The 20356-nt window shown below is 61.1% G+C and carries 18 protein-coding genes and 1 other RNA gene; 7 read left to right on the top strand and 12 right to left on the bottom strand.

From position 1 onward, the window contains the following. Positions 1-12 precede the first annotated feature (12 nt). A complete protein-coding gene (gene gltB / locus QDT79_RS01480; RefSeq protein WP_063988609.1) occupies positions 13-4473 on the bottom strand; it encodes a glutamate synthase large subunit in 4461 nt (1486 codons plus the stop codon). Positions 4474-5164: 691 nt separating this feature from the next. On the opposite strand from gltB, the gene mnmL reads away from it, so the two are divergent. The 4 genes from mnmL to mtgA all read left to right on the top strand — a co-directional run bounded on the left by mnmL (position 5165) and on the right by mtgA (position 10154). Beyond that, positions 5165-6103, top strand: a complete 939-nt coding sequence (mnmL, locus tag QDT79_RS01475) for a tRNA modification radical SAM protein MnmL/YtqA (protein WP_063988610.1) — start codon at positions 5165-5167, stop codon at positions 6101-6103. A 92-nt stretch (positions 6104-6195) separates the two neighbouring features. Further along, complete coding sequence (gene arcB, locus QDT79_RS01470; protein WP_107227081.1) at positions 6196-8535, top strand: aerobic respiration two-component sensor histidine kinase ArcB; 2340 nt, start codon at positions 6196-6198, stop codon at positions 8533-8535. Positions 8536-8772: 237 nt separating this feature from the next. After that, complete coding sequence (elbB, locus tag QDT79_RS01465) at positions 8773-9426, top strand: isoprenoid biosynthesis glyoxalase ElbB (protein WP_130017725.1); 654 nt, start codon at positions 8773-8775, stop codon at positions 9424-9426. Beyond that, positions 9423-10154 (top strand): monofunctional biosynthetic peptidoglycan transglycosylase, encoded by a 732-nt coding sequence (mtgA, locus tag QDT79_RS01460; RefSeq protein WP_107227080.1) that lies wholly within the window; start codon positions 9423-9425, stop codon positions 10152-10154. Before elbB ends, mtgA begins: the two co-directional genes overlap by 4 nt. Before the next feature lie 40 nt (positions 10155-10194). On the opposite strand, the gene dolP is transcribed toward mtgA, so the two are convergent. From dolP to QDT79_RS01440, 4 genes are read right to left on the bottom strand one after another with little or no spacing between them, the layout of a single operon-like run. Further along, positions 10195-10770 carry a division/outer membrane stress-associated lipid-binding lipoprotein gene (dolP, locus tag QDT79_RS01455; protein ID WP_004937101.1) on the bottom strand — a complete coding sequence of 192 codons (576 nt, stop codon included), beginning with the start codon at positions 10768-10770 and terminating at the stop codon, positions 10195-10197. A gap of 9 nt (positions 10771-10779) precedes the next feature. Then, positions 10780-11370, bottom strand: a complete 591-nt coding sequence (gene diaA, locus QDT79_RS01450; RefSeq protein ID WP_063988614.1) for a DnaA initiator-associating protein DiaA — start codon at positions 11368-11370, stop codon at positions 10780-10782. A gap of 51 nt (positions 11371-11421) precedes the next feature. Further along, complete coding sequence (locus tag QDT79_RS01445; RefSeq protein ID WP_019453117.1) at positions 11422-11775, bottom strand: YraN family protein; 354 nt, start codon at positions 11773-11775, stop codon at positions 11422-11424. Then, entirely contained in the window at positions 11772-13811 is a 2040-nt protein-coding gene (locus QDT79_RS01440) for a penicillin-binding protein activator (RefSeq protein ID WP_308316140.1), read from the bottom strand. Before QDT79_RS01440 ends, QDT79_RS01445 begins: the two co-directional genes overlap by 4 nt. Positions 13812-13873: 62 nt before the next feature. Here QDT79_RS01440 and rsmI point away from each other — a divergent pair, with 62 nt between their 5' ends. Together rsmI and rnpB are read left to right on the top strand one after the other, a co-directional pair. Continuing rightward, entirely contained in the window at positions 13874-14737 is an 864-nt protein-coding gene (gene rsmI / locus QDT79_RS01435) for a 16S rRNA (cytidine(1402)-2'-O)-methyltransferase (protein ID WP_308316139.1), read from the top strand. 41 nt (positions 14738-14778) lie between these two features. Further along, positions 14779-15156, top strand: an RNA gene (rnpB, locus tag QDT79_RS01430) — RNase P RNA component class A. A gap of 57 nt (positions 15157-15213) precedes the next feature. Here the strand turns inward: rnpB and QDT79_RS01425 are convergent. Next, complete coding sequence (locus tag QDT79_RS01425) at positions 15214-15915, bottom strand: pirin family protein (RefSeq protein ID WP_060424694.1); 702 nt, start codon at positions 15913-15915, stop codon at positions 15214-15216. A gap of 107 nt (positions 15916-16022) precedes the next feature. Here QDT79_RS01425 and QDT79_RS01420 point away from each other — a divergent pair, with 107 nt between their 5' ends. Beyond that, positions 16023-16919 (top strand): LysR family transcriptional regulator, encoded by an 897-nt coding sequence (locus QDT79_RS01420; RefSeq protein WP_004937113.1) that lies wholly within the window; start codon positions 16023-16025, stop codon positions 16917-16919. A gap of 51 nt (positions 16920-16970) precedes the next feature. Here the strand turns inward: QDT79_RS01420 and QDT79_RS01415 are convergent, their stop codons facing one another. From QDT79_RS01415 to QDT79_RS01390, 6 genes are all read right to left on the bottom strand, one after another. Next, a complete protein-coding gene (locus QDT79_RS01415; protein WP_107227077.1) occupies positions 16971-17957 on the bottom strand; it encodes a glutathione S-transferase family protein in 987 nt (328 codons plus the stop codon). Between the two features lie 71 nt (positions 17958-18028). Further along, on the bottom strand, positions 18029-18424 hold the full coding sequence (locus QDT79_RS01410) for a DoxX family protein (protein WP_004937119.1): 396 nt from the start codon (positions 18422-18424) through the stop codon (positions 18029-18031). A gap of 294 nt (positions 18425-18718) precedes the next feature. Further along, positions 18719-19006, bottom strand: coding sequence for a YqjK-like family protein (locus QDT79_RS01405; RefSeq protein ID WP_004937121.1), 288 nt, complete (start codon positions 19004-19006; stop codon positions 18719-18721). Further along, positions 19003-19404 carry a phage holin family protein gene (locus QDT79_RS01400; RefSeq protein WP_015379160.1) on the bottom strand — a complete coding sequence of 134 codons (402 nt, stop codon included), beginning with the start codon at positions 19402-19404 and terminating at the stop codon, positions 19003-19005. The genes QDT79_RS01405 and QDT79_RS01400 overlap by 4 nt, the downstream gene beginning before the upstream one ends. A gap of 2 nt (positions 19405-19406) precedes the next feature. Further along, a complete protein-coding gene (locus QDT79_RS01395) occupies positions 19407-19712 on the bottom strand; it encodes an ElaB/YgaM/YqjD family protein (protein ID WP_004937125.1) in 306 nt (101 codons plus the stop codon). Positions 19713-19876: 164 nt separating this feature from the next. After that, positions 19877-20248 (bottom strand): DUF1090 domain-containing protein, encoded by a 372-nt coding sequence (locus QDT79_RS01390; protein WP_063988618.1) that lies wholly within the window; start codon positions 20246-20248, stop codon positions 19877-19879. Positions 20249-20356 lie beyond the last annotated feature (108 nt).

Here is a 20356-nt window from a genome sequence, read left to right as displayed (position 1 = left end):
ATGACCTACCTCTTACTGCGCCTGCACCCGCAGCTCGGCTGCGGAACGGCTACGGTGACCCAACAGCGCTTTGACATCGCTGGACTTCGGTTTGACCAGGGCGAACTTCGGCGCCCACTCCGGCCAGTTGGCCAGGATCTCTTCCGCGCGGGAAGAGCCGGTCGCCTGCACGTGTTCGGTGATCAGGCCGCGCAGGTGCTCCTCGTGGATCGCCAACTGATCGACATCCAGCACTTCCACCAGTTCCGGGTTCACGCGCTTGCGGAACTCGCCGTCTTCGTCCAGCACGTAGGCGAAGCCACCAGTCATGCCGGCACCGAAGTTGATGCCGGTTTTACCCAGCACGCAGACGATGCCGCCGGTCATGTATTCGCAGCCGTTGTCGCCGATGCCTTCCACCACGGTGATAGCGCCGGAGTTGCGCACCGCGAAGCGTTCGCCCGCGCGGCCGGCGGCGAACAGCTTGCCGCCGGTGGCACCGTACAGGCAGGTGTTGCCGACGATGCTGGCTTCATGGCTGCGGAAGGCGGAGCCGATCGGCGGACGCACCGCGATGCTGCCGCCGGCCATGCCTTTGCCGACATAGTCGTTGGCGTCGCCGGTCAGGGTCAGCTCGACGCCGCCGGCGTTCCAGACGCCGAAGCTCTGCCCGGCGGTGCCGGAGAAGTGCGCCTTGATCGGATCGGCTGCCATACCCTGATCGCCGTGCACGTCGGCGATAGCGCCGGACAGCATGGCGCCTACGGAGCGGTCTGTGTTGCGAATGTCGAAGTAGAAGGTTTTACCCTGCTTCGCTTCGATATACGGCTGCGCCTGAGCCAGCAGCTCTTTGTTCAACAGGCCCTTGTCGAACGCCGGGTTGCTGCTTTCGGTGCAGTACACCGCTTTGCCCGAATGCGGCGTGGCGGTTTTCAGCAGCGGCGACAGATCCAGCTTGTTCTGCTTGGCGGAGATGCCGTCCAGCTCGGTCAGGAACTCGGTGCGGCCGATCAGATCCACCAGTTGGCTCACGCCCAGCTGCGCCATGATCTCGCGGGTTTCACGCGCGATAAACTGGAAGTAATTCGTCACGCGTTCCGGCAGGCCGTGGTAGTGATCGCGGCGCAGCTTGTCGTCCTGAGTCGCAACGCCGGTCGCGCAGTTGTTGAGATGGCAGATGCGCAGGTATTTACAGCCCAGCGCCACCATCGGCCCGGTGCCGAAGCCGAAGCTTTCCGCGCCCAGGATCGCCGCCTTGACGATGTCCACGCCGGTTTTCAGGCCACCGTCCACCTGCAGGCGGATCTTGTGGCGCAGGCCGTTGGCCACCAGCGCCTGCTGGGTTTCCACCAGGCCCAGTTCCCACGGACAGCCGGCGTATTTCACCGAGGACAGCGGGCTGGCGCCGGTGCCGCCGTCGTAACCGGCGATGGTGATCAGGTCGGCATAGGCTTTCGCCACGCCGGTGGCGATGGTGCCGACGCCCGGCTCGGACACCAGTTTCACCGAGATCACCGCTTTCGGGTTGACCTGCTTCAGGTCGAAGATCAGCTGCGCCAGATCTTCGATCGAGTAGATGTCGTGGTGCGGCGGCGGGGAGATCAGGGTCACGCCCGGCACCGAGTAACGCAGTCTGGCGATGTACGGAGTGACTTTATCGCCCGGCAACTGGCCGCCTTCGCCCGGCTTGGCGCCCTGCGCCACCTTAATCTGGATCACGTCGGCGTTCACCAGATAGGCCGGCGTCACGCCGAAGCGGCCGGAGGCCACCTGTTTGATGCGCGACACCTTGTTGGTGCGGTAGCGCGCCGGATCTTCGCCGCCTTCGCCGGAGTTGGAGAAGCCGCCGAGGCCGTTCATGGCGATCGCCAGCGACTCGTGCGCTTCCGGGCTCAGTGCGCCGATCGACATCGCCGCGGTATCGAAGCGTTTGAACAGCGACTCCGCCGGTTCAACCTGATCGACCGGGATCGGTTCGCCTTTCGGCGTGATGGCCAGCAGATCGCGCAGCATGGCGACCGGCCGCTCGTTCACCAGCTTGGCGTAGGCCTGATAGTCGCTGTATTCCCCGCTGTGCACCGCTTTTTGCAGCGAGTTCACCACGTCCGGGTTGTAGGCGTGGTATTCGCCGCCGTGCACGAACTTCAGCAGGCCGCCTTGCTCCAGCGGTTTGCGTTTCAGCCAGGCGCGCTTGGAAAGGTTCTGCAGATCCTGCTGGAAATCGCTGAAGCTGGCGCCGCCGATGCGGCTGACCACGCCCTGGAAGCACAGATCCGCCAGATCGCGATGCAGGCCGACCGCTTCGAACAGCTTGGAGCAGCGGTAAGAGGCGATGGTCGAGATGCCCATTTTGGACATGATCTTATACAGGCCTTTGTTGATGCCGTTGCGGTAGTTCAGCATCACGTCGCGGTATTTCTTGTCGATCGCCTGGCTGTCCACCAGCTTGGCCAGGGTTTCATAGGCCAGATACGGGTAGATGGCGGTCGCACCGAAGCCGAGCAGCACGGCGAAGTGGTGCGGATCGCGGGCGCTGGCGGTTTCAACGATCAGGTTGGCGTCGCAGCGCAGGCTTTTCTCCACCAGGCGGGTTTGCACGGCGCCAACGGCCATCGGGGCGGGTACCGGCAGGCGGCCGGGCGTGATAGCGCGGTCGGACAACACCAACAGCACCGCGCCTTCGCGCACCTTGCGTTCCGCTTCGTCGCACAGGGCGCGAATGGTCTGCTCCAGATCCTGCTGCTGCGGATCGAAGGTCAGATCGAGCGTCTCGGCGCGATAGTATTCGCCTTCCAGCGTGGTGAGCTGTTTGAAATCGGAGTACAGCAGGATCGGCGATTTGAAGCTCAGGCGGTGCGCCTGGCCTTCGGCTTCGCAGAACACGTTCATTTCACGGCCGATACTGGTGGCCAGCGACATGACGTGCGCTTCGCGCAGCGGATCGATCGGCGGGTTGGTGACCTGCGCGAACTGCTGGCGGAAATAGTCGTAAACGATGCGCGGCCGGCTGGAGAGCACGGCAAATGGGGTATCGTCGCCCATCGAACCGGTGGCTTCCTGGCCAATCTCGCCCAGTACGCGGATCACCTGATCCAGTTCTTCGCTGCTGTAGCCGAACTGTTTCTGATAGGTCTCGAGCTGCGCGTCGTCGAGCTCGCGGCTGCCGACCTGATCGTCCGGCAGATCTTCGAACGGCACCAGACGTTTGACGTTTTTCTCCATCCACTCTTTATACGGGTGGCGGCTTTTCAGATCGTTGTCGGTTTCCGCCGAGTGCAGGATGCGGCCGCTGCGGGTGTCGATCACCATCAGCTCGCCGGGGCCGACGCGGCCTTTTTCCACCACTTCGTCCGGCTGGTAATCCCAGATGCCGACTTCGGAGGCGCAGGTGATCAGCTTGTCTTTGGTGATGACATAGCGCGCCGGGCGCAGGCCGTTGCGATCGAGGTTACAGGCGGCGTAGCGGCCGTCGGACATCACGATGCCGGCTGGGCCGTCCCACGGCTCCATGTGCATCGAGTTGAAGTCGAAGAAGGCGCGCAGATCGCCGTCCATGTCCGGGTTGTTCTGCCAGGCCGGTGGCACCAGCAGGCGCATGGCGCGGATGAGATCCATCCCGCCCGCCAGCAACAGTTCCAGCATGTTGTCCAGCGAGCTGGAGTCGGAGCCGGTTTCGTTGACGAACGGCGCGGCGGCTTGCAGATCCGGGATCAGCGGCGTTTGGAATTTGTAGGTACGGGCACGCGCCCACTGGCGGTTGCCGGTGATGGTGTTGATTTCGCCGTTGTGCGCCAGGTAGCGGAACGGCTGCGCTAGCGGCCAGCGCGGCACGGTGTTGGTGGAGAAGCGCTGGTGGAACAGGCAAATGGCCGATTCCAGGCGCAGGTCCGCCAGATCGAGATAGAAGCGCGGCAGATCCGCAGGCATGCACAGGCCTTTATAGATCGTCACCAGGTTGGAGAAGCTGCAGACGTAGAAGCTGTTGTCCTGCACGCGTTTCTCGATGCGGCGGCGCGCCACGAACAGGCGGCGTTCCATATCGCGCGGGCGCCAGCCGGCCGGGGCGTTAACGAAGATTTGCTCGATGCGCGGCAGGGAGGAGAGGGCGATTTCACCCAGCACGTCCGGGTTGGTCGGCACTTCACGCCAGCCGACGATCGACAGCGTTTCGTTTTGTAGCTCTTCTTCCACGATGCGGCGGCTGAGGCGCGCTTCCTCTTCATTCTGGCTGAGGAACATCATGCCGACGGCGTAGTTCTTGGCCAAACGCCAGCCGCGCTCTTCCGCCACCATGCGGAAGAAGCGATCGGGTTTTTGCAGCAACAGGCCACAGCCGTCGCCGGTCTTGCCGTCGGCCAGGATCGCGCCGCGGTGCTGCATGCGGGCCAGCGCGTGAATGGCGGTACGCACCACCTTGTGGCTAGGTTCGCCTTCTATGTGGGCGATCAGGCCGAAACCACAGTTGTCCCTCTCTTGGGATTTATCGTACAACATATCGTGAACCTCCCCAGGCTCTGCGTGACTCTCACAACCTACTGCGAGGGGGCTTCCCAATTTCAGGCAGAAGTCCAATCAGCAAGTTAACCCCGCCAATCTGCTTTTCCGCCCTCCATCAATGGCCTCTCGTGACGGTCTCACAAGTGGTATAGGACTTGTTTTAAGAGGGAGTCTTCAATTACTGCATAAATATGACGAGACGTTTGCCCGTCCAGAAAGCTTCCAGCGGACTTCCAACTTAGCGAGAAAGAATTCGCAGGTCAAATGTGGGCTTAAGATAGATTCTTATCGAATTGATGATGTTTATTTATTTGAAAGATAAGGTGTTTAATGCGTTTTTGCACTATCGTGGGGCAACGCCGATCCCCACAGAAGTGTGAGCTGTCTCACTATAGTGCAACCCCTTAATCTCTGCACCATGCTAGTGCGGGGGTTAATGGCAGAATTTTATTCTATAAGATATTTCTTTGTTGATGTTTGTCACTGTTTTTCACCGCATTGTCATATTGCCGTTAACGGTTGCGCGACGATTAGAATAATTCATCAGAATTATAGTGAATTGATTTGCGTTTATGGTGAATAGTTATGCCTGGTGGCGCCTTGCGGGGAAAGCGTTGATCTCTGTCATCGCGGGAAAAGCCGTTTCTTATTAGCATCGCGGCTTTGAACACAGAGAATCACCAAGATTATGCAGTTGCCGCAATTAGTCAATATGTTTGGCGCAGATCTCCAGCGCCGCTATGGCGAAAAGATCCATAAACTCACGCTGCACGGCGGATTCAGCTGCCCTAACCGCGACGGCACGTTGGGGCGCGGCGGCTGTACGTTTTGCAACGTCGCTTCATTCGCCGATGAGGCGATGCAGCGGCAAAGTATCGCCGAACAGCTGGCGCGGCAGGCCGCGCGGGTCGACCGGGCGCAGCGCTATCTGGCCTATTTCCAGGCCTATACCAGCACCTATGCGGAGGTCGAACTACTGGCGTCGATGTATCGGCAGGCGTTGGCACAGAGCGAGATGGTCGGCCTGTGCGTCGGCACCCGGCCGGATTGCGTGCCGCCCGCCGCATTGGATCTGCTGACGGGATATCGCGAACAGGGTTACGAAGTGTGGCTGGAGCTGGGGCTGCAGACGGCGCACGATAAAACGCTCAAACGCATCAACCGCGGCCATGATTTCCGCTGCTATCAGCAGACCGCGCAACGGGCTCGGCAGCGCGGGCTGAAGGTGTGCTGCCATCTGATCGTTGGGTTGCCGGGCGAGACCCAGCGCGATCATCTGCTCACGTTGCAGCGGGTGGTGGAGTCCGGCGTGGATGGCATCAAGCTGCATCCGCTGCACGTCGTTACCGGCAGTACCCTGGCCCGCGCGTGGCGAGCCGGGCGTTTGTCCGAACTGGTGCTGGAAGACTACGCCGCCAGCGCCGGGGAAATGATCCGCCACACGCCGGGCGAGGTGGTGTATCACCGCCTGTCCGCCAGCGCCCGTCGGCCCACGCTGCTGGCGCCACTGTGGTGTGAAAACCGCTGGCGCGGCATGCAGGCGGTGGGCGCTTATCTGCAGCAATACGGCGGGCAGGGCAGCGCGCTGGATGAAAAGCGGCGCTACCGCCCCGGAATGCCACTCTGAAGTGCAATCTTTGCCACACTTCGGCGTTTGCCGCCTTATCTCACCGCTGTTTTACGGTATGATTCAAAAGATTGTGTCTGATGGGAGCCGCTATGAAGCAAATCCGGGTGTTGGCCCAGTACTACGTCGATTTAATGGTGAAACTGGGGTTGGTACGCTTCTCGCTGCTGCTGGCCTCGGCGCTGGTGGTGCTGGCGATGGTGGTGCAGATGGCGGTGACCATGCTGCTGCGCGGCGAAGTGGAAAGCATCGACGTGGTGCGTTCGATCTTCTTCGGCCTGTTGATCACCCCGTGGGCGGTCTACTTCCTCTCGGTAGTGGTGGAGCAACTGGAGGAGTCGCGCCAGCGGCTGGCGCGGCTGGTGGACAAGCTGGAGGAGATGCGCCACCGCGATCTGGAGCTCAATCAGCAGCTTAAGGACAATATCAGCCAACTGAACCAGGAGATCGCCGACCGTATCAAGGCGGAAGAAGAGCGCCTGCAGGTGATGGACAAGCTGACGGAAGAGATGGAACAGCGTGAACTGGCGCAGATTGAGCTGGGCCAGCAATCGGCGCTGCTGCGCTCCTTCCTCGATGCCTCGCCGGATCTGGTCTACTACCGCAACGAAGACAAAGAATTTTCCGGCTGCAACCGCGCGATGGAGCTGCTGACCGGCAAGAGCGAGAAGCAGCTGATCGGCCTGACGCCGTTCGACGTCTACGGCCAGGAGATCGCCGAAAAGGTCATTGAAACCGACGAGAAGGTGTTCCGCCACAACGTCTCGCTGACCTACGAACAGTGGCTGGTGTATCCCGATGGCCGCAAGGCCTGTTTCGAGCTGCGCAAGGTCCCGTTTTACGACCGGGTGGGCAAACGCCACGGGCTGATGGGCTTCGGCCGCGATATTACCGAGCGTAAGCGCTACCAGGACGCGCTGGAGAACGCCAGCAGGGAGAAGACCACCTTTATCTCCACGATCAGCCACGAGCTGCGTACGCCGCTTAACGGCATCGTTGGCCTGAGTCGCATCCTGCTCGATACCGAGCTGAACGACGAGCAGTTGAAATACCTGAAGACCATTCACGTCAGCGCCATCACCCTCGGCAATATCTTCAACGACATTATCGAAATGGATAAGCTCGAGCGGCGCAAGGTGCAGCTCGACAACCAGCCGGTGGACTTCACCGGCTTCCTGGCGGATCTGGAGAACCTCTCCGGCCTGCTGGCGCAGCCGAAAGGACTGCAGTTCATCATGGAGCCGCAGACGCCGCTGCCGCAGCAGATCGTGACCGACGGCACGCGCCTGCGGCAGATTTTGTGGAACCTGATCGGCAACGCGGTGAAATTCACCCAGCAGGGGCAAATCGTGGTACGCGTGCGGCGCGAGGCGCAGGAGAAGCTGGTGTTCGAGGTGGAAGATTCGGGCATGGGCATCCCTCAGGACGAGCAGGACAAGATCTTCGCCATGTATTACCAGGTGAAAGATCAGCGCGGTGGCCGCCCGGCTACCGGCACCGGCATCGGGTTGGCGGTCTCCAAGCGGCTGGCGCAGAGCATGGGCGGTGACATCACCGTGCGCAGCGAACAGGGGCACGGTTCTTGCTTCACTCTGACCATCCAGGCGCCGGCGGTGCAGGAAGCCGTCAGCGAGCTACCGGAGGAAGAAGAGCTGCCGTTGCCGGCGCTACATATCCTGCTGGTGGAGGATATCGAACTGAACGTGATCGTGGCGCGCTCGGTGCTGGAGAAATTGGGCAACAGCGTCGAAGTGGCGATGAACGGCCACGATGCGCTGGCAATGTTCGATCCGGACGAGTTCGATCTGGTGCTGCTGGATATCCAACTGCCGGACATGACCGGGCTGGACATCGCCCGGGCGCTGCGCGAACGCTACGCCGGGCAGGCGCTGCCGCCGCTGGTGGCCCTGACCGCCAACGTGCTGAAAGACAAAAAAGAGTATCTCGAGGCGGGCATGGACGATGTGCTGAGCAAGCCGTTGTCGGTGCCGGCGCTGACCCAGGTCATCAAACACTATTGGGATCATCAACCTTCTCACACTTCAAAGAAAACGGAGCACAAGGCGATGCAGATTAATGAGTCGTTACTCGATACCGCGATGCTGGAGCAGTACATGGATCTGGTTGGCCCGCAGCTGATCCACCAAAGCCTGGAGATGTTCGAACAAATGATGCCGGGTTATCTGGCGGTGCTGGACTCCAACATGACGGCGCGCGATCAGAAAGGCATCACCGAGGAAGGTCACAAGATCAAGGGAGCCGCCGGTTCGGTCGGTCTGCGCCATCTGCAGCAGCTGGCGCAGCAGATTCAAACGCCGACGCTGCCGGCCTGGTGGGATAACGTGCAGGATTGGGTGGATGAGCTGAAGCAAGAGTGGCGCAACGATGTGCAGGTACTGCGGGCTTGGGTAGAGAACGCTGAAAAAAAATGACCCCGACCTAAGCCGGGGTGCGCGAATATTGCGCCAACACCAGGGAAATTGTGAACCTGCGTATTGGTTTCAGTGTTCTGGTCGAGCAGGTTGTTGCGAATTCCTAAACATCATACAGCCAACAACATAGCAAATGTAAGCGCTCTTGTTAGAAGATTCATTAAAATGTGTGATGTAGATTAGTGTTTGTCAACTCCGAGCACGAACCAGTTGACAGCGACGACAGGAGTAAGAGTGATGAAAAAGGTGGGTGTAGTCCTCAGCGGCAGCGGCGTTTATGACGGTACGGAGATCCATGAAGCGGTGCTGACGCTGCTGGCGTTGGACCGTGCCGGCGCGCAGGCGGTGTGCTTTGCGCCTGATAAACCACAACGCCATGTTATTAATCACTTATCTGGTGAGGAGATGGCGGAGTCGCGCAATGTCCTGATTGAATCGGCGCGCATTGCCCGCGGCGCGGTGCAGCCGCTGGCGCTGGCGGAGGCCGCGCAGCTGGATGCGCTGATCGTGCCCGGCGGCTTTGGCGCCGCCAAGAACCTCAGCAATTTTGCCGAAGCCGGCGCGGAATGTTGGGTTGATGAAGATTTGGCGCGTCTGACGCGTGAGATGCATAAGGCCAGCAAACCAATTGGCCTGATGTGCATCGCGCCGGCGCTGTTGCCGAAACTGCTGGATCAACAAGCGCGGCTGACCATTGGCAACGATCCGGACCTGGGAGAAGTGATTGACGCCATGGGCGGCGAGCCGGTGATTTGCCCGGTGGACGATATCGTGGTGGACAGCGAACATAAAGTCGTGACCACGCCGGCCTATATGCTGGCGCCGTCGATCGCGCAGGCGGCCCTCGGCATCGATAAGCTGGTGGCGCGGGTGCTGGAACTGGCTGAATGAGAAAATCGCTCGGCGGATGGCGGTGGCTGCGCCCGTGGTATTGGCTGAAGCGCGGGGTCATCGCGATTCTCGGCCTGTGGGTGTTGGGCATTGTGGCCTTCGCCTTCCTGCCGGTGCCGTTTTCCGCCGTGATGGTGGAGAGACAAGTCAGCGCCTGGCTGAGCGGCGACTTCGGCTACGTCGCCCATTCGGACTGGGTGTCGATGGACGACATCTCGCCGCAGATGGCGCTGGCGGTGATGGCGGCTGAGGATCAGAAGTTTCCAGACCATTGGGGCTTCGACGTGGCGGCCATTGAAAAGGCGCTCAGCCACAACGAGAAGCGCCCGACGCGCATCCGCGGTGCGTCCACGCTGTCGCAGCAAACCGCCAAAAACCTGTTTCTGTGGGATGGCCGCAGCTGGCTGCGTAAAGGTCTGGAGGCCGGATTGACGTCGGGCATCGAGCTGGTGTGGACCAAGCGGCGCATTCTGACGGTGTATCTGAACATCGTCGAGTTCGGCGACGGGGTGTTCGGCGTGGAGGAGGCTTCACAGCGCTTTTTCCATAAGCCGGCCAAACGGCTGAGCGCGGCCGAAGCGGCGCTGCTGGCGGCGGTATTGCCGAATCCGCACCGCTTCAGGGCCGATGCGCCGTCCGGCTATGTGGTGCAGCGTCAACAGTGGATCATGCGCCAGATGCGGCAGCTGGGCGGGGAAGGTTTCCTGAAAGAGAACAAGCTGGATTAAGCGGGCGGGAACGGCACGGCGCCGCTCCCGCCAGAGCGGATTACTTCACATAGGTAAAGGCGGTGGTGACGTGCTTCACGCCGCTGACCTGGCTGGCGATCTGCGCCGCCGACTGCCCTTCCTGCTGCGTGACCAGGCCCAGCAAGAACACTTCGCCGTTTTCGGTGGTGACCTTCACGTTGGACGATTTCACCGTATCGCTGGTGAGCAGCTGCGAACGCACCTTGGTGGTGATCCAGGTGTCGGAGGACGCGGTGCTCAGGCTGACCGGCGTGCCCTGACGGATTTCGTTATACACTTCGGTCGTGCCTTCCACGCCCATGGCGATCTGCTTGGCGCGCGCGGTGAGATCGGCGTTAGGCGACTGGCCGGTCAACAGCACTTTGCCCTGATAGGCGGTGGCGACCACTCGGGCGTCTTTCTTCAACTGCTGGTCTTTGCTTAGGGCGCTTTCGACCCTGGCTTCCAGCGTGCCGTCATCCACCTGGGTCCCGACGCTGCGCGGGTCGGTGGCGGTTTTGGTCGCGACGGCCGCACTGCCGACGACGACGCCGGCGATACAGCCTTGCAACAGCAGGGCGCTGGACAGCACTGCAAATGTGGCTTTTAGCTTCATCTCAGTTCCTTAATCGTCCTGGTGGGGGAATAACGTATTGTCTATCAGGTCGCACAGGCAGTTTACGGTCAGCATATGCATTTCCTGAATGCGCGAGCTGCGGTGCGACGGGATGCGGATTTCGACATCCTGCTGGCCGAGCAGCCCGGCCAGCTCGCCGCCGTCGTAGCCGGTGAGCGCGACGATGGTCATATCGCGCGTGACGGCCGCCTCGACCGCTTTCACAATATCACGGCTGTTGCCGCGGGTGGAAATCGCCAGCAGCACGTCGCCGGTGTGCCCGAGCGCGCGCACCTGCTTGGCATACACTTCGTCGTGCAGCCGATCGTTGCTGATCGCCGTCAGCACCACGTTGTCGGCGTTGAGGGCGATGGCCGGCAGGCTGGGGCGCTCGGTTTCAAAACGGTTGATCATGCTGGCGGCAAAGTGCTGCGCGTTGGCCGCCGAGGTGCCGTTGCCGCAGCACAGGATTTTGTTGCCGTTGAGTAAGGATTGAACCAGCGTCATCGCAGCGCGGGAAATGGCGTCCGGCAACGCTTCCGCCGCCGCAATCTGGGTTTGGATGCTTTCGGTAAAACAGGCTTTAATTCTATCCAGCACGTTGTATTAATCCACTAAGTCAAAGGGCCGGTCTGCGCCGCAAAACCCCGATTAATCCGCATTGAAGGCGTTGGGTATCCATTCTAACTGGCTACCGGTAATGGCCAAAACATCAAAACGGCAAGATGATGTGTCAAAACTGGCTCCGCGCCCCGCCAGCCAGACGGCGGCAGCATGCAGCAGCCGCTGTTGTTTGCGAGAGGTGACGCTGGCGGCCGCGCCGCCGAAGGCGTCGTTGCGGCGGTAGCGCACTTCGACGAACACCCAGGTGGCACCGTCGCGCATGATGAGGTCGAGCTCACCGCCGCGCACCGCGACGTTGGCGGCGCAGAAGGTGAGCCCGGCGTGTTCCAGGTGACGGCGGGCCAGTAACTCATAGCCCGCCCCGGAGGCGCGTGGGTTCAAGAGACCGGCACGACCGTGCCCTGACGGTATTGCAGCCAAGGCAGCTTACGGTTGATCACGCAGTTCGGCGACGCGCTCAGCGTACCGGTGGTGCCGGAAACCTGGAAGCCCGGCAGCTGGCGCATTTCAGCAAAGTGGTTGGCCAATGTCCAGGCATCCATTCCCATCGCATACAGGCGCACCAGCGAGTAGTCGTTACGGAAGCGCGCGCTGGCCTGCTGCAACAGCTGAGGGTTTGAGCCGGCCAGCAGCGGGATATCGCTGAACTGCAGGCCTTCCATTTCCAGACGGAAGTCCGGGCCGGCGCCGGCCTGGTAGCTGCGCGAGCTGGCGTACATCGCCGGCTTGCCGCGCGAACTGGTGGCCATGTCGATCATCGGTTTAATCAGCGTCAGCTGGGACTGGGTAGCAACGATATACACCGCGTCGACGCTGCCGCCGGTCGCGGCGGGCACGTCGCTCGGCGGCGCCGGAATGGTTAGCCCGGCGATGGTGACGCTCTGCGGCGCCGGGGCGCTCGACATCGGCGTACCGGTCATGCGGATGCCGCCGCTGTTGACCATTTGGCGCAGCTCGCCGGCGGAGCCGATGTCCTGACGCAGTACGGTTTGCCCGCCTTGCTTCTGCCATTCCTGGTTAAAGGCCTTGGCGACGCGATCGCCGAAGGCGCCGCGCGGGACCAGCAACAGCGGTTGACGCTTCTGCTGTTCCCAGATGTGGCGGGCGGCGTCGCGCGCTTCATCTTCCGGCGACAGGGCGAAGTAACAGATGTTCAGGTTGTCCTTCGGCGTTTCCGGCTGGTTGAGCGCCAGTACGTTCAGCGTGGTGGTGCTGGCGGACAACTGATCGACGTTCTCTTTCAGCAGCGGGCCGACCACCAGGGTGGCGCCATCCTGCTGCGCCTGGCTCAGCAAGGCGGCCAGCGGTTGGCTGGTGGTGTCGTACACTTTGACCTGCGCGTTGGCGGCCTGCAGCGGCGTTATCGGCGCGCTGGACGGCGCAGTGGGTTGCGCGGCGGTCACGGCAGGCTGGCTCTCTTGCGCCGAAGGGCTGACCGCGCCGTTGGCGTTGATGTCGCCCGTGGCGGCCTGATCGGCCGGCGCCGTTTGGGCCGGCGCGCTGGCCGGTGGTGCGGCTTGAGGCTGCGGCGCCGGCATGGAACCGCCGTTTTTCGCCGCTTCGAAGCCTTGCTGGATGGCGTCGGCGAATACTTTCGCCTGGCCGTTCAACGGCAGCAGCAGGGCGATTTTCGAGGTGGAGGCTTGGGTGAAGTTCAGCACCTGGTTCAGGCGAGCCGGCAGCGTTTTGGCCGCCGGGTTCTTCGGATAACGGTTCTGCCAGTCTTTGATACCGGCCTTCAGCAGATCGGGATCCTGCTTATTGTCCTGATAGACGCGCAGCAGATCCAGCCAGCCTTGCAGCACGTTCTCGTCGGCGTTGATCACCAGGCTGTTCATCTCCTGCGGCGTCAGCTGCAGCAGCGCCTGCCAGGTCTGATCCAGGTTGTCCTGGTGCGGTTTGCCGGTCAGCAACGGCTCCTGAGCGATATAGGCGCGGATCAATGGCAGCGATGCTTTGCCCTGATTGGCGGCGATTTGCGCCTGGTAGTAGCGCACCTTCTGATTCGGCGACAGCGAACCGCTGTCCAGGTGGCCCAGCGTGCTGCGGGCGCTGACGTAGCTCTTGTTGGCGATCTGCAGTTCGGCAGTCAGCAACTGGCGTTCAGTCTGCTGTGCGCCACTGAGATTTTTCGGCAACTGGTTCAACTGGTCGCCGGCCTGCGGCAGTTTTCCTTCACGCAGCAAGGCGCGAATAGCAAGTAATTGCCAGTCAGCCTTGTTATCATCGCTGCTTTGCTGCAACTGCTGCAGGTAGTAATCGGAGCTGGCGCTCGCTTCGTCCTGTATATTGGCGGGCGGCGTTTGCGGGGCCCGACTTGGACAGCCTGCCAGGAAAAGGGCGGCCGCGATGACTGCAGTAAGTCGGACAGGCTTGGAACGCCCTGCTTTGGTACGAACGAATGTTGAGGAAAGCATACTGTATCCAGTGATGTTTTTTTCAAGATGCTCAATATTAAATCGGCAACCCGGATGAAACAATGAATCAACACCAACAATCAGTCATTTCTGCATCAACGCTGTATGTGGTGCCCACTCCCATCGGCAATCTGGGCGATATCACCCACCGCGCGTTAGAGGTACTGAAAAGCGTTGATCTGATCGCGGCGGAAGACACGCGCCATACCGGATTGCTGTTGCAACACTTCGCGATCAAGGCGCGTCTGTTCGCGCTGCACGATCACAACGAACAGCAAAAAGCCGATCAGCTGCTGGCGAAACTGCAGGAAGGCCAGAGCATCGCGCTGGTGTCCGACGCCGGCACGCCGCTGATCAACGATCCCGGTTATCACCTGGTGCGCCGCTGCCGCGAGGCCGGCATTCGCGTGGTGCCACTGCCGGGCGCCTGCGCCGCCACTACCGCGCTGTGCGCCGCGGGCGTTGCTTCCGACCGCTTCTGCTACGAAGGCTTCCTGCCGGCGAAAACCAAGGGGCGCAAGGATACGCTGATGGCGCTGGCGGAGGAACCGCGCACGCTGATTTTCTACGAATCCACTCACCGCCTGCTGGAAAGCCTGCAAGACATGGTCACCGTCTGGGGCCCGCAGCGCTATGTGGTGTTGGCGCGCGAGCTGACCAAAACCTGGGAATCTATCCACGGCGCGCCGGTGGGCGAACTACTGGCGTGGGTGCAGGAAGATGAAGTGCGCCGCCGTGGCGAGATGGTGCTGATCGTCGAAGGCCACAAGGCGCAGGAGGATGCGCTGCCGCTCGAGGCGCTGCGCACGCTGGCGCTGCTGCAAAAAGAGCTGCCGCTGAAAAAGGCGGCAGCGCTGGCGGCGGAAATCCACGGCGTGAAGAAAAATGCGCTGTATAAGCACGCGCTGGAGCAACAACAGCCGTAAAGCGGTTGACCTGCCGCTGCCGCGACGCTACTATCCGCGCCGGAGTTGACCAGACAGTCGCCGCTTCATTGCCGTCCTCTTCGGGGAGACAGATGGAGGGGAGGAAAGTCCGGGCTCCATAGGGCAGGGTGCCAGGTAACGCCTGGGAGGCGCAAGCCTACGACTAGTGCAACAGAGAGCAAACCGCCGATGGCCCGCGCAAGCGGGATCAGGTAAGGGTGAAAGGGTGCGGTAAGAGCGCACCGCGCGGCTGGCAACAGTTCGTGGCACGGTAAACTCCACCCGGAGCAAGGCCAAATAGGGGTTCACATGGTACGGCCCGTACTGAACCCGGGTAGGCTGCTTGAGCCAGTGAGCGATTGCTGGCCTAGAGGAATGACTGTCCACGACAGAACCCGGCTTACCGGTCAACTCCCTCGACAAAAGAAAACCCCGCGCAATGTCAGTTGCGCGGGGTTTTTCGTTTTCCGGCCGGTTTACACCGGCAGGTCAATCAGCAGTGCGCGCAGCGGCGTCTCGGCGCGGATCGTCAGGCGATTCTCCTCGCGCACGAAGGCGCCGTCGCCGCAGGTCAGGCGCTGCGCTTCGTGGCGCTCGCCGGTGGCGGCGATGGTGCCGTGAATCGACTGCAAATAGGCGCGTGGCCCGTTAATCGTCAGCGTTTGTTCTTCGCCCGGCTGCAGATCGAGATGGTGGATCCAAACCTGCTGGCGCAGCTGCAGGCTGCCCTGCGCGCCGTCCGGCGAGGCCAGCAGCAGGTTACCTGCCGCCGGCAGCGTCAGGCGCTGCACCCGCTCGTTGTTACGTTCCGGGCAGGCGTCCAGCCACAGCTGCAGGCGGGTCAGCGGCGTATCGCTGCTGACGTTTTGTTCGCTGTAGCTCAGGCCCGGCTGGGTGGCCAGCAGCAGCGCTTCGCCGGCTTTGGCGCGCGCGGCGTTGCCGTCGCTGTCGCGGTATTCCGCCTCGCCCTGCAGGATCAGGTTCAGGATATCCACGCTGGGATAGGTGCGCGGCTGGAACGACGCGCCCGGCGCCAGCACCTCCTGATTCAGCACCCGCAGCGACGCGTAGCCCATCAGTTTGGGATCGAAGTAGTGACCAAAGGAAAAGGTGTAGCGAGCCTGCAGCCAACCAAAGTCAGCTTGCCCGCATTGTTGTGCTGTTCTGCATGTAATCATGGCAATCGGCTCTCTAAATTCATTATCCAAATGGTAAGCATCTGGACGTCGGATTGTTAGCCAGTTAATCTGGTCGGCATATTCAAATTTCCTGACAGAGGGATGTGATGGCCAGAGATCGGGCGCTCACGCTTGAGGCGCTGAGAGTGATGGACGCGATCGACCGGCGCGGCAGCTTCGCCGCGGCCGCCGACGAACTGGGCCGGGTGCCGTCGGCGCTCAGCTACACCATGCAAAAATTGGAAGAAGAATTGGACGTGGTGCTGTTCGACCGTTCGGGCCACCGCACCAAGTTCACCAATGTGGGGCGCATGTTGCTGGAACGCGGGCGGGTGCTGCTGGAAGCGGCCGACAAGCTGACCACCGACGCCGAGGCGCTGGCGCGCGGTTGGGAAACTCACCTGACCATCGTCAGCGAAGCGCTGTCGCCGCCGAGCCTGCTGTTCCCGCTGGTGGACAAGTTGGCGCTGAAGGCCAACACCCAGGTGTCGATTTTCACCGAGGTGCTGGCGGGCGCCTGGGAGCGGCTGGAGCAGGGGCGCGCCGACATCGTGATCGCGCCGGACATGCATTTTCGCGCGTCGTCGGAGATCAACACCCGCAAACTGTACAAGGTGATGAGCGTTTACGTCGCCGCGCCGGATCATCCTATCCACCAGGAGCCGGAGCCGCTGTCCGAGGTGACCCGCGTGAAATACCGTGGCATCGCGGTGGCGGATACCGCCCGCGAGCGTCCGGTGTTGACCGTGCAGCTGCTGGATAAGCAGCAGCGTCTGACGGTGAGCACCATCGAAGACAAGCGTCTGGCGCTGCTGGCCGGGTTGGGGGTGGCGACCATGCCGTATCCGATGGTGGAGAAAGATATCGAAGCCGGGCGGCTGCGCGTGGTGGGGCCGGAATACAGCCGCGAAGCCGATATCATCATGGCCTGGCGACGCGACAGCATGGGGGAGGCGAAAGCCTGGTTCCTGCGCGAAATTCCGCGCCTGTTCGCGCAGCGCTAACATCGCTTGGATGACATCCCCTTGCCGGGCGGCAAGGGGATTTTTTTTGCCTTAGCCGAAGCGCTGGTCGCGGCCGTGCGGCTCGTCCAGATCCTGCGCCGGCCCGATGGAAATGATGCCGTGCGGGTTGATGGTGGCGTGGCTGCGGTAGTAGTGGTTGCGAATGTGCGGCAGGCTGACCGTTTCGGTGATGCCCGGCATCTGGTAGATGTCACGCAGGAAACCGTACAGGTTCAGGTAGTCGCTGATGCGGTGCTTATCGCACTTGAAGTGGGTGACGTACACCGGATCGAAGCGCACCAGCGTGGTCCACAGACGCAGGTCGGCTTCGGTCAGCCGATCGCCGGTCAGGTAGCGGTGTTGCCCCAGGATCTGCTCCAGGCGTTCCAGCGCGTTGAAGACCCCGTTGACCGCGTCGTCATACGCTTCCTGGCTGGTGGCGAAACCGGCCTTGTACACGCCGTTGTTCACTTGATCGTAAATCCAGCCGTTCAGCTCATCGATTTTGCCGCGCAGCTCGGCCGGGTAGTAATCGCCCGCGCGGGCGCCCACGCCGTCAAACGCGCTGTTGAACATGCGGATGATGTCGGCGGATTCGTTGCTGACGATGGTTTGCCGCTGTTTGTCCCACAGTACCGGTACGGTCACGCGCCCGCTGTAGTGCGGATCGGCACGCAGGTAGATCTGGTACAGGAAGTCGGCGTGATACAGCGGATCGCCGGTGGTTTCAGGAAAATCCTGGCCGAAGGTCCAGCCGTTTTCCAGCATCAGCGGGTGCACCACCGAGACCGGAATGATCTGCTCCAGCCCTTTCAGTTTGCGCATCAGCAGCGTGCGGTGCGCCCAGGGGCAGGCGAGAGAAACATACAGGTGATAACGGCCCGCTTCTGCCTGAAAGCCGCCCGTGCCGTGTTCGCCCGGCTGACCGTCGGCGGTCACCCAATTGCGAAACTGAGCGGTTGAACGTTTGAAACGGCCGCCGGTAGATTTCGTGTCATACCAGATGTCTTGCCAAACGCCATCGACGAGTTGTCCCATGGGAATCTCCTTGGTGTCCGAGTTAAAAAACGACAGGGCCCGGCATGCCGGGCCCTGAATGACAGTTTAGATTACCATTTCTTATTCAGAAGACGGTCGATGCTGAAGCCGCCCGGGCCTGCAACCGCCAACACGATGAAACCGCCGGCGATGGTCAGGTTTTTCATGAACATCAGCTGGTTTACGCCTTCTGCAAAGTCAGTGTGGAACAGCAGCGCGGTCAGAATGGTGAAACCGGCAGTGAACAGCGCTACGGTGCGGGTCAGGAAACCGAACAGGATCGCCAGACCGCCGCCAAATTCCAGCAGGATGGTCAGCGGCAGCAAGAAGCCAGGCACGCCCATCGATTGCATGTACTGTTGGGTACCGGCATAAGCGTCACCCATTTTGCCGTAGCCTGCCACGATAAACAGAATTGGCATCAGAATACGAGCAACCAACAAACCTGTATCTTCTAATTTTTTCATCATCTACTCCAAAGTGTTTTTGTGCGCCTGTTCGGCGGTAGTCATATCAACGGGCGGCGTAGCGGGTCTCTTACCCTGTCCGCTCCGTCTCAAATTGATGGAGTGAATGTTAAGCGGGAAGTGCTCAGGTTGTTAGCAAGTAAAACTGTCGTAATTTTTCAAAAAATCTGAATCTTTAGCGTGCTAATAAACTGACGCTTGTCAGCAGGTTGCCCGGCCCTCGGGATAAGCCGCGCTGTTTTAGGGGGAAAATGAGGGCGGAGCAACAGGATGTTTGAAGGAAAAGCGCGGCGCTTACTTGGCGGAGAAGGTCTTTTTAAACAGGCGGATAGCGCTCCATGCGCCGAAAGCACGGCGCGACCAGCGGATCATCTTGCTGGGGTGGCGGATGCCGTACAGCGCCATGACGCTGGAACCGAGCACCAGATAGCGGCGCAGGCCAAACACCGTCTGCCAGCCGCGGTCAATGCGTTCGGTCTTTTCCAGCCACAGAGACTTGTGTTCGGCCAGATCCAGGCGTTGCTGCTGGATCTGGCGAATCAGCCTCTCTTTTTTCCATTCCAGGTAGCGGCGGCGGCTCATGGCTCGCGCTCCAGTTCGGCGCGGTCGAGTTCCAACTGCTTGCGCGTCGCGCCGAGCAGCGTGGTGCGACGGGCCTTGACCAGCGTCCAGATAGTGCCGACCACGGCCAGGAACAGCAGCACGCCGGTCGTGGCGCCCAGCGCCACCAGCCGGTAGACCGGATCGATGGCCCAAAAGATCAGGATCAACAGGCTCATCAAACCGAAGGCGGTGAACAGCAGCGTCATACCGGCCATGATCAGCAGTTGAATGAGGTTGGCTTTCTCCTCCTCCAACTCGACCACCGCCAGCCGGACACGGGTTTCCACCATGCCGACCAGGATCGTGATGATGCGCTGACCGATATCCAGGACCCCTTTGGCGGGGCCCTGCGCGCGCACTTGCGGTTGTTCAGCCATGATTAGCGACGCGCGAGCAGCACGCCCAGCACGACGCCAACCGCCGCACCGATACCGATGCCGGTCCACGGGTTGTCGCGCACGTAGTCGTCGGCCTGGCCTGCGATCTGTTTGGTTTGCGAAGCCAGCTTGTCACCGGCGTCGCTCAGGCGAGCGCGGGTCTCTTTCAGCGCGCCTTCCGCTTTCGAACGCAGCTTCTCAAGCTCGGCTTTCGGCTTGTCGGTGGAGGAGTTCAGCACTTCCTCCAGCGTATCGGCTAAGGACTTCAGTTCAGCGCGTAAGTTTTCTGCATTTGAATCATGTGCCATGTGATTATTCCTTAACGTTTATTTCGACAGACTTTTAACATAGCGGATTTTTTCGCCGGAGCAAAGGGGTGATGGCCAGCAGATAACACCAGACATCAATTCCATATGCTTAAGAAATCCCGTGTGATGGGGCTCTCATCGATAAATCCGCTGGTGTAAAAAAATTATTCCGCCTGGGCGCGTTTCAGCTCAGCCTGCGCTTCCGCCAGCTTTTGCTGCTTCTTGGCGACCTTGTCCAGCTTGCCGGTTTGCTGCGCTTCTTTCAGCTCCTGCCGGCGCTCGTCGACCTTGCGCTGTTTCTCCGCGATATTTTTCTCACGTTCGGCCTGCAGGCCGGCTTCGGTGCAGTGAGTCTGCACTTCGCTCAGCGCTTTTTTCAGGCCGTCCACGCGGTGGGTGTTGCCGTGTTGGGTGGCATAATCGATTTGCTGCTGGATGTCTTGCGCTTTGGCGGCGCAACCGCCCTCGGCGGCCGCAGCGAGCGCCGGCAGCGTGCAGAGTGGCAACAGCAGTAACAGTGAGTGGCGTAATTTCATCTTTCAGTTCCTTTTCATGGGATGCCTGAACAGGCATCCGCTTTCCTGACTGCCGAAGGCGGCAGCGCGAGAGGAGGGCGTTCATCGCCGGCTGAAGTTACCCTTCAG

Origin of the sequence: Serratia marcescens, from assembly GCF_029846115.1 — a bacterium.
In the GTDB taxonomy this organism is placed as follows: domain Bacteria; phylum Pseudomonadota; class Gammaproteobacteria; order Enterobacterales; family Enterobacteriaceae; genus Serratia; species Serratia marcescens_L.
The sequence above is the reverse complement of the archived record's forward strand: the minus strand, read 5'-3'. Positions and strand labels throughout refer to the sequence as shown.

What these genes read in the sequence shown, in the direction of transcription:
- gltB (WP_063988609.1), bottom strand. Translation starts at nt 4,473, where the DNA reads ATGTTGTACGATAAATCCCAAGAGAGGGACAACTGTGGTTTCGGCCTG.
- mnmL (WP_063988610.1), top strand. Translation starts at nt 5,165, where the DNA reads ATGCAGTTGCCGCAATTAGTCAATATGTTTGGCGCAGATCTCCAGCGC.
- arcB (WP_107227081.1), top strand. Translation starts at nt 6,196, where the DNA reads ATGAAGCAAATCCGGGTGTTGGCCCAGTACTACGTCGATTTAATGGTG.
- elbB (WP_130017725.1), top strand. Translation starts at nt 8,773, where the DNA reads ATGAAAAAGGTGGGTGTAGTCCTCAGCGGCAGCGGCGTTTATGACGGT.
- mtgA (WP_107227080.1), top strand. Translation starts at nt 9,423, where the DNA reads ATGAGAAAATCGCTCGGCGGATGGCGGTGGCTGCGCCCGTGGTATTGG.
- dolP (WP_004937101.1), bottom strand. Translation starts at nt 10,770, where the DNA reads ATGAAGCTAAAAGCCACATTTGCAGTGCTGTCCAGCGCCCTGCTGTTG.
- QDT79_RS01440 (WP_308316140.1), bottom strand. Translation starts at nt 13,811, where the DNA reads ATGCTTTCCTCAACATTCGTTCGTACCAAAGCAGGGCGTTCCAAGCCT.
- rsmI (WP_308316139.1), top strand. Translation starts at nt 13,874, where the DNA reads ATGAATCAACACCAACAATCAGTCATTTCTGCATCAACGCTGTATGTG.
- QDT79_RS01425 (WP_060424694.1), bottom strand. Translation starts at nt 15,915, where the DNA reads ATGATTACATGCAGAACAGCACAACAATGCGGGCAAGCTGACTTTGGT.
- QDT79_RS01420 (WP_004937113.1), top strand. Translation starts at nt 16,023, where the DNA reads ATGGCCAGAGATCGGGCGCTCACGCTTGAGGCGCTGAGAGTGATGGAC.
- QDT79_RS01415 (WP_107227077.1), bottom strand. Translation starts at nt 17,957, where the DNA reads ATGGGACAACTCGTCGATGGCGTTTGGCAAGACATCTGGTATGACACG.
- QDT79_RS01410 (WP_004937119.1), bottom strand. Translation starts at nt 18,424, where the DNA reads ATGAAAAAATTAGAAGATACAGGTTTGTTGGTTGCTCGTATTCTGATG.
- QDT79_RS01405 (WP_004937121.1), bottom strand. Translation starts at nt 19,006, where the DNA reads ATGAGCCGCCGCCGCTACCTGGAATGGAAAAAAGAGAGGCTGATTCGC.
- QDT79_RS01400 (WP_015379160.1), bottom strand. Translation starts at nt 19,404, where the DNA reads ATGGCTGAACAACCGCAAGTGCGCGCGCAGGGCCCCGCCAAAGGGGTC.
- QDT79_RS01395 (WP_004937125.1), bottom strand. Translation starts at nt 19,712, where the DNA reads ATGGCACATGATTCAAATGCAGAAAACTTACGCGCTGAACTGAAGTCC.
- QDT79_RS01390 (WP_063988618.1), bottom strand. Translation starts at nt 20,248, where the DNA reads ATGAAATTACGCCACTCACTGTTACTGCTGTTGCCACTCTGCACGCTG.